The organism is Streptomyces sp. PTL18 (genome assembly GCF_059510295.1).
This window is the reverse complement of record NZ_JCAJZO010000018.1, coordinates 146,122-157,920: the sequence shown is the minus strand read 5'-3', so window position 1 is coordinate 157,920 and position 11,799 is coordinate 146,122. Positions and strand designations below refer to the sequence as shown.

Here is an 11,799-nt window from a genome sequence, read left to right as displayed (position 1 = left end):
CTATTCAGGTCCGTCGAGGCGAGCCTCTGAATTCCATGAGCTCACGAAGCCGGTTCCGTCCAAGGCGCCGGGCTGCTCAGCCGCCGCATGACCGCGCCGCCGAGCGGAGGGCCCATCGGCTGTTCCTCGATGCGCAGCTTGTCGGCCAGGTCGGTCAGGTGAAGGCGCACGGATGCCTCCAGAAGCGTGGCGTAGGTGTCCGACGCGATACGGAGGCGACGTGCCGAAATGATCATCAGTGTGGCGGTGAGCGGCACCGCGGGCCACCACCACCAGGCCAGTGGCAGATAGAGGAGGGCCCATTCACCGAGGACGGCAGCTCGCGTCAACGCGGCGCGGGCCCTGCCGATCTCGCCGCGTATCTCTTCCGGAAGCACGAGCCACAGGTGGGGCCAGAGGATAGCGACGCTGTCGGCGTGCCACGTAACGCTCGGCCAACTCCCGGAATAACCACGGCCATGCGCCCCAGCCGGCAGCCAGGGCCACGCGCTCGACAACGGAGCCGAGTGACTGGGCGGCCAGGCCGGTGGCGGCCGCACCGGCCAGGATGGCGGCGAGCAGCACGACCTGGCCGCCTACCGTGGTTACCTCGGGGGCCCGAGCAGCGTCGGAGATCGCGTGAGTAAGCCGCCCCACGTCCAACGCGGCACTCTGCCCGAGGGTGTGTCCGGCTGCAGCGACCGCCAAATAGAGCGCGCCTGGCAGTACGAGGAGAGTCAGCCACCGCTCGGCCAGCTTCTTGCCGAGTTCACTGAGCAGCCCTCCCACTATGGGAGCCTCTCACGGATCAGCGCCGTCTCTCCGGGGGCGAACTGGCAGCGTGGCTCGGCGTCGTCCACTTCATGGCCGGATCGACCGATACACAGCCGCAAGGGGCACTGGTACACGACTTCCAAATCAGCAACACCGGCCGGCATCACGCTACCGCCCGTTCCCCCATACACCCCCGACGGGTCGCCTGCGCATCGAACCGCTCCGTGCAAGGCGTCCAGAAGGGTAGTAAGCGTAACGTCATCCGCGGGCGACCCGCCGACTGCGGCTTCGACAGCACGCAAGGTGGTGTCGTCCTCGTCGAGCAGCGCGGCGAGTTCGTCCCGATGCCCACACACGTACGACAGTGCCTTGGCGATCCTCAGGCCGACGCTTTCCACCCGGCTCGTCATGCAGAACTCCACCCCCTGTGCCTTGTTGATCCACCAGGCAGCCATTCTTGCTCCAAACGTGAGGGTGCACGCCCGGCTTCGGCCAACTCCCTCTGGCCGAGCAGGGAGGCGTCGGCGTCCTTAACAGGACGGTTCAGCCGACCTCCACTGCGTGAGCGATGTGTAGGCGGCGGTGCACCACGCGCCAGGCGGCCGCCGACACCGCACCGCGTCGTGCAAATTCGCCTGCGTAACGCGGCATGCTGAAGCGACTGTCACGCTGTCACCCCGCCGCTTGGGAGGAATCTGGGAGGAGATCTTCTCCCAGAGCCCCCGCGACACCACCCCAGGCCAACCGCCACCAACCCTGTGACCTGCACAGACCACCTCGTGGCAGATGGACACCGTGATCGAACCTAATTCAGGACGAAGAAGTCGCGTATTAACAACCCGGCGCCAGCGCTGACGGGGATCACCGCCTGTCGCCGGCTGCACTGCCGTTGCGGCCGGCGCGCACCATGGCGACCAGTTGCCTCGACCGGTCCGCCCGATCCGCAACTTCTTGCAAAACGACAGGGCCGAGATGGGGCGTTGATGGATCCCTCGATGCCGGGCATCCAGGTGGCGCGCCGTTCAATCAACGGATCACCGGATTCCTGCTCGCCTCCACATACATCCGCTTCGCCGCCACTCCCACCACCACGTCCGTCGGGCCGATGGGTCAAGAGTTCGACAGAAAGCAACAGCGCCACGGATGGCCACCCGGCCGCCAACTCCGGCTTCCAGGCCAGAGCAGGAAAGCCAACCAGCCCACAACGCGTCCACGAAGTCCAGAGCCCTCGGGCGACTTCAGGAGGCCCACCGTGAACAGCAGTAGAGTTCGTCGACGGGCAGCGGCCAGAGAGCGCCCTCTCCGAACGCGCCCTGCCCAGGACTCGAACCTGTGGCCAACGGCCGAGCCGCTTCAGAGGTACAGAGTGGACTCCACGGTGATCCGTGATGCCGGAGACCACCGCCCGCCCCCGTTCCCATCTGTCTGGTGCCCCGCCCAGGACTCGAACCTGCGGCCAAGCGCAGACCGCCTATCGATTCAATCCCCCCGATCGCCGGCCGCGCGCAACGGGCCCGCCACGGGCCCCGTCCGGTGTCCGTGGCCGCGCCCGGGGTAGCGGCACCACCGGAGGGCGTCCGTGCGCTGACCGACCCGCAGCGCGCCGTGCGCGACGGAGTTCGCAACCGAAGACGCCCGCATCCAGCTGATGAGCCGTCAGCTCTATCCAGCGCCGATCCAGCAAGGGTGCGGATAACCACGGATGACGACAGGTGACGAGACGTCAGGAAATCCAGCACGGATCCAGCAGCCGATACAGCGACGGGGCCGACCCGCGATAGGGTCGACTCCGCCTGACCTGCGCATTTGCCAAATCGGCGCGTCGACGCTATGGCGGCAACTAAACGTTGAACCGGAACTCCACGACGTCCCTATCCTGCGTCACCTCGCCGCGCCCCTCCACAGGCGCCCTGCCCTTGACGTGACTTTCGGCCACCGAGCCCGCCCCACCAGGTCCTCGGCTGACGCAGGACGACAAATCAGCCGTCCGAGATCTCTATAAGAGATGTGTCAGAAACGACGAGTTCGCCGAACCCGGCGCCCAATGGCGCATGCCTCCAGCTCGCAGCCCAACGGCACTCGAGCACAGATGACCCACCGAAGATCCAAGTGGTCCTCCCTCAGGAGCCACCCGAGATGACCGAGCGCGTCGCTGTCGCCCTCCTGCATCTCCTTCACCTCTTGGTTGCCGATGCCAGCCGGCCATGCGCCGAGACCGGAGGAAGCCGGGCGGGGCGGACGGCCGCTGGCTCTTCTCAACCCTTCGAAGTATGACAGATCGCCACAATCATCCGCAACACGTCCACGCCCGACACACGGGGGTCTCACCACACGTGATCCGCTTCGCCTTCGCCGGACGCTGCTCCACCGAGGACCTTCAAGATCCCGAAGCCTCCCGAAACTGGCAGCTCACCCGCGCCCGCGCCCTGATCGAACCCGCCGGCGGCCAGATCGTCACCGAGTACTTCGACATCGGCCACAGCCGCTCCCTGCCCTGGCAGCGCCGGCCCCGCGCCAACGAGCTCCTCCAGGCCCTCCGCAACCCTAACCGCGGCTTCGAGGCGGTCGTCATCGGGGAGCCGCAGCGCACCTTCTACGGCAACCAGTTCGGCAACACCTTCCCCGTCTTCGTGCACTTCCGCATCCCGCTCTGGGTACCGGAGGTCGGCGGCCCGATCGACCCGGACAACGAGGCCCACGACCTGGTCATGTCCGTCTTCGGCAGCATGAGCAAGGGAGAACGCAACCGCATCAAGATCCGCGTGCGTACCGCCATGAGCTCCCAGGCCCAGCTCCAGGGCCGCTACCTCGGCGGGCGACCACCCTACGGCTACCGGATCGCCGACGCCGGACCCCACCCCAACCCTTCGAAGGCCGCGGCCGGACAGCTCATCCACAAACTCGAGCCCGACCCCGTCGCCGCACTCATCGTGCAGCGGATCTTCACCATGTACCTCGACGGCATGAGTGACAAGGCCATCGCCGCCCAGCTCACCCGCGAAGGCATCCCCTGTCCCTCAGCCCACGACGCCACCCGCAATCCGCACCGCACGAAGACCGCATGGCAGCAGGGTGCCGTGCGCGCCATCCTCATCAATCCCCGCTACACCGGCTACGAGATCTGGAACAAGCAACGCAAGGAAGAACGCCTCCTCGACGTCGACGACGTCACCCTCGGCCACACCACCCGCATGACCCACAACCCCGCCGAGGAGTGGATCCGCTCCAACGAACCCGCCCACGAAGCGATCATCAGCCCCAGCCGGTTCGATACCGTCCAAACCCTCCGCAGGCAGCGTGCCCGCAATCAGGGACGCCAGGAGCGCGCCGGCAAGCAAGGCGCACGCCCCTACGCCCTGCGCGGACGGGTCAGGTGCAGCCTGTGCGGGCGCAAGATGCAGCCCGCCACCATCCGCAACCACGTCTACTACCGCTGCGAATTCAAAGACCAGGAAGCCGCCCTCTACCCCGACCTCACCCACCCGCGCACCATCAACCTGCGCGAAGACATCGTCTGCCACGCCCTGGACCCGTGGATCGCTCGGGCCTTCGCCCCCGGCCGGCTCACCGCCACCATCGAAGCGCTCACCCTCGCAAGCGCCGCAGCAAGCACAGCAGAAACGCATACACCCGAGCAGGCTCAAGCACGCCAGGCGATCAAGGACTGCGAGCGACGACTCGCCCGCTACCAAGCAGCCCTCGAAGCCGGAGCCGACCCAGCCGTCGTCACCCAGTGGATCAACGACGCACAGCGAGACAGGGAAGCAGCGCAGGCGAAGCTCGACGCACTCCCCACCGTCACTCGAAAGAAGGAACCCCCTCTCAACGCGCAACAGATCCGGCAGATCACTGAGAGTCTTGGAGACATTGCACAGCGCATCCAAACGGCCAGCGTCGACAAGAAGGGCCCGCTTTACGAAGCCCTCGGCATCACCATCAGCTACGAACACGCAACGAGGACCGCGACCGTCAGGTCGAGGCCCTCGTCACCGTATCGTCAGTGGTTGTGTCCGAGGGGGGACTTGAACCCCCACGCCCGATAAAGGGCACTAGCACCTCAAGCTAGCGCGTCTGCCATTCCGCCACCCGGACCAGGTGTCCGCCGCCTTGCCGGGGTTCCTCCCCGCGGCGACAGGGACAACAATACCAAGGTTTCGGAGTGCCTTTCACCTGCGATTCCCCCCGGCAGCCGGCGCCCTCCGCCACCGTCGAGACGTCCGGTCAGTTCGATCTGTGACGCGGCTTCCCTCAGCGCGACGCGTGCCGGCATGGGGGGAACCCGTCACCGCCGGGGTGTACCGCATCGTGCTCGATCTGCGGCGGCCCTGACCACCGGGTGTCGCCCGGTGGGTAGGACCCCGACGCGTTCGTCGCCGGGGGGGCGCCCGCCGCACGCGGGCGCCCCCCGTGCGCCGGTCAGGGCATGAGCTGGTACTCGGGGAAGTTGCCCGGCAGCCGCTCCCCCGCCGGGCCCTGGGTCACCGCGCGGACAAGGAGTTCGCCGCCGACGAACGCGCCCCGCCAGGACGCGCCGAAGCCGCCGAACAGCTCGTCGCGGTCGCCGCGGGAGCGGGGTGTGCCGTGGCCGATCTTGAAGGCGCGGATCTGGGGGGCCAGCCGGTCGAAGGTCGCCCGGTCGTCGGTGGACAGCGTGGCGACCAGGGCGCCGTTGGAGGCGTTCATCGCCGCCAGCAGCTCCGCCTCCGTGTCGACCAGGACGATCGTGTCGACCGGGCCGAAGGGTTCCGCGTGGTGGAGCGGGGAGGACGGGGGCGGGTTGAGGAGAGTGACCGGCTGGACGTAGGCCGAGGTGTCCTGACCAGGGAGGAAGCGGGTGTCGGCGGTCCCGCCGCGGTGCAGGGGGATCGCGCCGCGGGCGATCGCCTCGGTGACCTGGTCGGTCAGCTCCTTGGCCTTGGCGGCATTGATCAGCGGACCGAAGTCCAGCAGCGGATGAGGATCGTCCGGGTGCTCGACCGCGAGCGGGTGACCGACCCGGAGTGTGCGGACGGCCGGCAGGTAGGCCGCCAGGAACGCGTCGAACAGGTGGCGCTGGACGACGAAGCGGGGGTATGCGGTGCAGCGCTGCTTGCCGTAGTCGAAGAGCTTGGGGACGACCGCCGTGAGCGCGTCCCAGTCCGAGTAGTTCCAGATCCCCCAGGTGTTGAGTCCCTCCTGTTCCAGGATGTGCCGCTTGCCGAGGTCGGCGACGGCCGTGGCCACTGCGGCGCCGGTGTCCCGGCCGCCGACGAAGGAGACGCAGCCGATCTCCGGCGCCCGCACCAGCGCCTCGGACAGCTCGCCCCCGCTGCCGCTGACGAGGGTGACGGGAACCCCCTCACGTGCGGCGAGCGCCGCGGCCAGGGTGAGGCAGGCGACACCCCCGTCGGTCGGGGTCTTGGCGATGACCGCGTTGCCGGCCAGGGCCTGGACCAGCAGGGCGTGGACCAGGACGCTCATCGGATAGTTCCAGCTCGCGATGTTGGAGACCGGGCCGTCCAGCGGAACCCGGTCGCCGATCATCTCTTCGATACCGTCGACGTACCAGCGCACGCCGTCGATCGCCCGGTCCACGTCGGCCTGGGCGAGCCGCCACGGCTTGCCGATCTCCCATACGAGGAGCAGGGCGAGCAGCTCGCGGTGTTCGGTCAGGGCGTCGAGGGTGGCGGCGATCCGGGCCCGGCGTTCGGGCAGGGGGATGTGCCGCCAGACGCGGTGCTGGTCCAGCGCCGCGCGCACGGCGCGCCGGGCGGTGCCCCGGCCGACGCGCGGCGGGCCCGCGATGGGCGTGCCGTCGACGGGGCTGGTGGCGGGCAGGGCCCGGCCGTCCGGCTGCCAGGTGGAGTTCCAGAGGTTGAGGACACGGTCGTCGCGGAATGCCTCGGGGGCGACGGCGAGAGCGCGCCGCCAGGCGTCGGACCAGGACGTGCCGGACTTGAGGGTGAGGGTGGGTGTCATGAATGGGCTCCGCTCTCGGTGCACGGGCGAGAGGAACAGGGCTCGTCCCGCACACGGCTCGCACCGCCGTGCGGGGACGTCGTACGTCGTGCGTCCTGCGTGGTTCGAGGGAAGCCGGTGACGTCGCGGACCAACGCGGCGGTCACCTTGCGTCCACTATCGGTGACGTCACGCCTGGTCTGCCAGTGCGCCGAGTGCCATTCGTGCCGTTTCGGCCGGTGTGCCGCCCCCGTTCACCCCGGCCACCTCCAGGCGCAGACCACGGGCTGACGGCGCCCATGTGAGGCGGCCCTCCCCTGCACCGGGGAGGGCCGCCTCACATGGGGCCGCCTCACACGGGCCGTCGAAGGAGTGTCTGGTCCGGCCTGTGGCTCAGGACTTCGACCGGGTGTGGTACGACCGCCGTGTGTGTTCGGTGTGTTCGCGCATGAGGTGGGGGGCGCGCCGTTCGTCACGGGCCGCGATCGCCGCGATCAGCTCGCGGTGTTCGACCCACGACTGCCGGCCGCGCTGCCGGGCGACCGGCGCGTAGTACCAGCGCACCCTGCGGTCGACCTGCCCCGCCAGTTCCGCGAGGACCGCGTTGCCCGCCAGCTCCACCACCTTCGCGTGGAAGCGGGCGTTGAGCCCGGCCGCCCCGTCCACGTCGTCGTGCGCCACGGCCCGCTCGCCCTCGGCGCACAGCTCCTCCAGCGCCGTGACACCCGCGCTGTCCGCGTTCGCGGCGGCCAGCCGGGCGGCCTCCGCCTCCAGCAGCGTACGGACGGTGAGGAGCTGGTCGGCCTCCTCCTCCGTGGGCTCGTGCACGAACGCGCCCTGGGCGGGCCGCAGCTCGACCCACCCCTCGGTGTTCAGCCGCTGCAGCGCCTCGCGCACCGGTCGCCGGGAGACCCCGAGGTGCCCGACGAGCTCGCTCTCGACCAGGTGCTGGCCCGGCTGGAGGGCACGCGTGGTGATGTGTTCGAGCAGTGCCTCGTAGACGCGGTCCCGCAGGGGGCCGGGCCGCTCCAGCCTGGGCACCGCTCCCTGCGGCAGTCCTGTCGACAGCATGGCGGTCCCCCTTCCAGGGCGACGTCCAGGGCCACGTCCAGGGCGACGTCCAGGGCGACGTCCAGGGCCACGTCCAGGGCCACGTCCAGGGCGACGTCCAGGGCGACGTCCAGGGCCACGTCCAGGGCCACGTCCAGGGCGACGGCGGCGCGGTAGCCGGAAGGTCGGTACGGATTGTCTTTCGTCTACCGTCCACGGCGCACAGGAGGCGGTCCGGCGGGGAGCCGGCACCCCCTCAGGGACAGCGGACCACCTGTCCGGCATAGGAGAGGTTCCCGCCGAATCCGAACAGCAGGACGGGTTCGCCGCTCGAGATCTCCCCTCGCTCCACGAGCTTCGCCAGAGCGAGCGGGATGCTGGCCGCCGACGTGTTCCCCGACTCGACGACGTCGCGCGCGACGACCGCGTTCACGGCACCCAGCTTCTCGGCGAGCGGTTCGATGATGCGCAGGTTGGCCTGGTGCAGCACGACCGCGGCGAGTTCCTCGGGAGCGATCCCGGCCCGCTCGCACACCCGGCGCGCGATGGGCGGCAGTTGCGTCGTCGCCCACCGGTACACGCTCTGCCCCTCCTGCGCGAACCGTGCGGGCGTGCCCTCGATGCGGACCGCGTGTCCCATCTCGGGAACCGAGCCCCACAGCACGGGCCCGATCCCGGGCTCCTCACCGGCCGGGCACGCCTCGACGACGGCGGCCCCCGCGCCGTCCCCGACCAGGACGCAGGTCGTACGGTCCGTCCAGTCCGTGACGTCGGACATCTTCTCGGCGCCGATGACGAGGGCCCTGCCGGCCGCGCCCGCGCGCACGGCGTGGTCGGCGGTGGCGAGCGCGTGGGTGAAGCCGGCGCAGACGACGTTGACGTCCATCGCGGCGGGTCGGGGCATGCCGAGCCGGGCCGCGACGCGGGCCGCGGTGTTCGGGGAGCGGTCGACGGCGGTGGAGGTGGCGACCAGGACGAGGTCGATGTCGCCGGGCGCCAGGCCGGCCGCCGCGAGCGCCTTGGCGGCGGCGTGTGCGGCCAGCTCGTCGACGGGCTCGTCGGCTCCGGCGATGTGGCGCGTGCGGATGCCCACGCGGGTCCTGATCCATTCGTCGCTGGTGTCGACCATGCCCGCCAGGTCCTCGTTGGTGAGCACCCTGGCGGGCTGGTAGTGGCCGACGGCCGTGATGCGTGAGCCGTTCATGGGTGGTTCCCCCTCGTGACCGTGGGTGTCGGGATCCACCAGTCTGATCAGTGACTCACGGGTAGGACGGCAGGTGAAGCGACAGGAATGAGGCGGCCGGCTTGTCGGCTTCCCGCAGTTCTTCGGACCCCCGAGCATGTCCCGCGCGCTGTTGTCCGGTGAGGAGCTGCCTGGCCTCCAGCACCAGCCCGTACCGGCCGTAGGCCAGCGGCGCCCCCACCCACAGCCGGGCGAGGACGATCAGAGGACGCCGGTCAGGCGGGCTGCTCTCGGCAGCCGTCGGGGACTCCTTCGGTGCGGGGCGTGGTGACGGGGTGGACGGGCCGGACCAGCTCGTCGGCGACGAACACCGGTGACGAGCAGCCCCGTCATGATCAAGGGGGAAGGACAGGCGGTGGAGGGACGACCCGTGTTTTCCGGCTTTCTTCCGGCGGTCGGCGATCCAGTTGACGATCGGCGGCCCGAGGACTCCCGCGGTCGACGGGTCGTGCCGCCGGGTGCGGTGCGACCGGTGGCGGTGTCGCCGTCGATCCGTATGGTGCCCGGGTGGCTGTTCTGCACGAAGAGGTCCCACTGGCTCTGCAGGCGTTCGCCTCCGGCCCGGATCTCCTCCCGGCCGATGGGCTCGACCGGGAGGTCGGGCATGCGCAGAACGCCGTCGGGGGTGAACAGCGCGGCGAGGGTGCGCCCGACGGGTGCGCTGTCGTTCAGGTCGGTGTTCGACAGGCGCGCGGCGGGCACCGGGGACGAGTCGGCAGACGCGGACGAGCACCGTGGGCGCGTACTGCCGGGCGGGATGCAGCCCGACGCCGCACGTACAGGACAATGAGATCGTGAAGGTCACCTCCCGGCACGACAACCCGGTGACCCACGGCAACCTCCGCATCAAGGGCCGTTTCGGCTACCAGCACGTACAGAACCGGGGCTGATCAGGACATGGGACGAGTCACCGAACGACGCAAGGTGATCCGCATCCGGGACGGGGCGGTCTCCACCCGCCCGGACACGCTGGTGGCCGAGGAGCCGCTGGAGATCCGGCTCAACGGCAAGCCCCTGGCGATCACCATGCGCACGCCCGGCGACGACTTCGCGCTGGCGGCCGGCTTCCTGGTGAGTGAGGGGGTGCTCGGCGCCGCCGACGACCTGCAGAACATCGTGTACTGCGCGGGCGCGACCGTGGACGGTTCGAACACCTACAACGTGGTGGACGTGAAGACCGCGCCCGGCGTCGCGATCCCGGACATCACGCTGGAGCGGAACGTCTACACCACGTCCTCCTGCGGCCTGTGCGGCAAGGCCGGCCTGGACGCGGTCCGTACGACGGCGCGCTGGCCGATCGCCGACACGCCCCCGGTCCGGGTGGAGCCGGGACTGCTCGCGAGCCTCCCCGACCGGCTGCGCGCGGCCCAGCGGGTCTTCGACCGGACCGGGGGCCTGCACGCGGCGGCCCTGTTCACCGAGGACGGCGAGCTGCTCGACGTGCGGGAGGACGTGGGCCGGCACAACGCGGTGGACAAACTGGTCGGCCGCGCCCTGCAGAACGGAGACCTGCCGCTCTCCCGCGCGATCCTGCTGGTGTCGGGCCGCGCCTCCTTCGAGCTGGCGCAGAAGGCCGTGATGGCGGGCATCCCGGTCCTCGCGGCGGTCTCGGCGCCCTCCTCGCTGGCCGTGGACCTGGCCGCGGAGACCGGGCTGACCCTGGTGGGCTTCCTGCGGGGCAGCTCCATGAACGTGTACGCGGGCGAGCACCGCATCGCTCTGCGGGCCGCGACCGCCCAGGGCTGACCGCCTCCCCGCGACACGGCGGCGCGGCTCCGGCGGGCGGGGAGCGCCCCCCGCGCCCTCGGTGGCCCTGCTGTGCTGTTCGGCTCGTCGGCCTACGGGCAGCGCGGCTCGGTGGTGCCGGCCACGGCGGCTCGCGGGCGCCGTCCGCTTCCCGGCGCGAGCGCCGCGGCGAGCCTGTGCGGGGCGACGGAGTCGCTCACCCGGGCTCCGGCCCTGGAGCTCGCACCGGTCCGGGCCGCGGCCACAACCCGGGCTCGGTGTGTGGTCCTGGACGGCGTGGACTGCCGGCCCGACGCCTCAGCCGGTCTTCAGGGCCACCTGGGATGCGGCCACGACCGATCCGAGGCGCGGGAAGTCCAGCCCGGCCGACGCCTTGTGCTCGGCGGCGGTGAGGGCGGCCATGGCGTCCTCGACGAAGACGAGGTCGTAGCCGAGGTCGGCGGCGGCCCGGGCGGTGGACTCCACGCCGAGGTTGGTGGCGATGCCGCCGAACACCAGGGTGGTGATGCCACGCTCGCGCAGGCGCTCGTCCAGGCCGGTGCCCTGGAAGCCGCCGATCGTCCGCTTCACCACCTCCAGGTCGCCGTCCCGGAGCAGGCCGGCCACCAGACCGCTGCCGGGTGGCTGTTCTGCGACGCCGGGGCGCTCGACACGGATGAGGACGACGGGAGCGCCGGCCGCGCGGAACGCGTCCGCCAGCGCCTCGGCCGTGGCGAGGACGTCCGTGCCCTTGCGCGGCTCCAGAGGCAGGGCGACGATGCGGTCCATCAGGTCGACGAGCACGAGGGCGGTGCGCGCGGGATCGAGTACGTCAGCTGCGGTCATGACGGAACGTTAGCCGCCGTCAGCCATCCGTACCGGAAATACGGATCAACAGCTTCATGAACCGGCCGCGTGCAGCAGCGTTCGGTCGCGTTCCCCGCCAAGGCGGTGCGAGCAGCGTCGACGGGCGCCCCAGGAAAGACCAGCCGCAACGTGTCACTGGGCCGACCGCAGTCCGCGCCACCGCCCCCGACCCCGGCCGCCCGCCGGGCCGACCACATCGAAAGCGTCCACGGGCGCCCCGGCGC

At 70.5% G+C, this 11,799-nt stretch carries 8 protein-coding genes, 1 tRNA gene and 3 pseudogenes; 3 read left to right on the top strand and 9 right to left on the bottom strand.

What is annotated here, in order from left to right:
• Positions 1 to 41: 41 nt before the first annotated feature.
• Together AC5WS8_RS28365 and AC5WS8_RS28360 are read right to left on the bottom strand one after the other, a co-directional pair.
• Positions 42 to 377 carry a hypothetical protein gene (locus AC5WS8_RS28365; protein WP_496106328.1) on the bottom strand — a complete coding sequence of 112 codons (336 nt, stop codon included), beginning with the start codon at positions 375 to 377 and terminating at the stop codon, positions 42 to 44.
• Positions 378 to 767: 390 nt separating this feature from the next.
• Positions 768 to 1,208: a hypothetical protein gene (locus tag AC5WS8_RS28360; protein WP_496106327.1), complete on the bottom strand. Its 441-nt coding sequence runs from the start codon at positions 1,206 to 1,208 to the stop codon at positions 768 to 770.
• A gap of 1,878 nt (positions 1,209 to 3,086) precedes the next feature.
• On the opposite strand from AC5WS8_RS28360, the gene AC5WS8_RS28355 reads away from it, so the two are divergent.
• The gene (locus AC5WS8_RS28355; RefSeq protein ID WP_496106326.1) at positions 3,087 to 4,796 is read left to right on the top strand and encodes a recombinase family protein; all 1,710 of its coding nucleotides are present in this window, start codon (positions 3,087 to 3,089) and stop codon (positions 4,794 to 4,796) included.
• Here AC5WS8_RS28355 and AC5WS8_RS28350 read toward each other — a convergent pair.
• From AC5WS8_RS28350 to AC5WS8_RS28325, 6 genes and pseudogenes are all read right to left on the bottom strand, one after another.
• A tRNA-Leu gene (locus AC5WS8_RS28350) sits at positions 4,761 to 4,845 on the bottom strand. The two genes, AC5WS8_RS28355 and AC5WS8_RS28350, sit on opposite strands and share 36 nt — an antisense overlap.
• Before the next feature lie 324 nt (positions 4,846 to 5,169).
• Complete coding sequence (locus AC5WS8_RS28345; protein ID WP_496106325.1) at positions 5,170 to 6,711, bottom strand: aldehyde dehydrogenase family protein; 1,542 nt, start codon at positions 6,709 to 6,711, stop codon at positions 5,170 to 5,172.
• Between the two features lie 372 nt (positions 6,712 to 7,083).
• Positions 7,084 to 7,761: a GntR family transcriptional regulator gene (locus AC5WS8_RS28340; RefSeq protein ID WP_496106324.1), complete on the bottom strand. Its 678-nt coding sequence runs from the start codon at positions 7,759 to 7,761 to the stop codon at positions 7,084 to 7,086.
• 235 nt (positions 7,762 to 7,996) lie between these two features.
• Positions 7,997 to 8,944, bottom strand: coding sequence for a beta-ketoacyl-ACP synthase III (locus AC5WS8_RS28335; protein ID WP_496106323.1), 948 nt, complete (start codon positions 8,942 to 8,944; stop codon positions 7,997 to 7,999).
• A 154-nt stretch (positions 8,945 to 9,098) separates the two neighbouring features.
• Positions 9,099 to 9,188 (bottom strand): annotated as a pseudogene (locus AC5WS8_RS28330) (MFS transporter small subunit); the annotation flags it as partial.
• Between the two features lie 10 nt (positions 9,189 to 9,198).
• Positions 9,199 to 9,425: pseudogene (locus AC5WS8_RS28325) on the bottom strand (MFS transporter); the annotation flags it as partial.
• 201 nt (positions 9,426 to 9,626) lie between these two features.
• Here AC5WS8_RS28325 and AC5WS8_RS28320 point away from each other — a divergent pair.
• Positions 9,627 to 9,873 (top strand): annotated as a pseudogene (locus AC5WS8_RS28320) (2Fe-2S iron-sulfur cluster-binding protein); the annotation flags it as partial.
• A gap of 7 nt (positions 9,874 to 9,880) precedes the next feature.
• Positions 9,881 to 10,729 (top strand): formate dehydrogenase accessory sulfurtransferase FdhD, encoded by an 849-nt coding sequence (gene fdhD / locus AC5WS8_RS28315; RefSeq protein ID WP_496106322.1) that lies wholly within the window; start codon positions 9,881 to 9,883, stop codon positions 10,727 to 10,729.
• A gap of 297 nt (positions 10,730 to 11,026) precedes the next feature.
• Here the strand turns inward: fdhD and AC5WS8_RS28310 are convergent, their stop codons facing one another.
• Positions 11,027 to 11,554 (bottom strand): isochorismatase family protein, encoded by a 528-nt coding sequence (locus AC5WS8_RS28310; protein WP_496106321.1) that lies wholly within the window; start codon positions 11,552 to 11,554, stop codon positions 11,027 to 11,029.
• Positions 11,555 to 11,799: the final 245 nt, after the last annotated feature.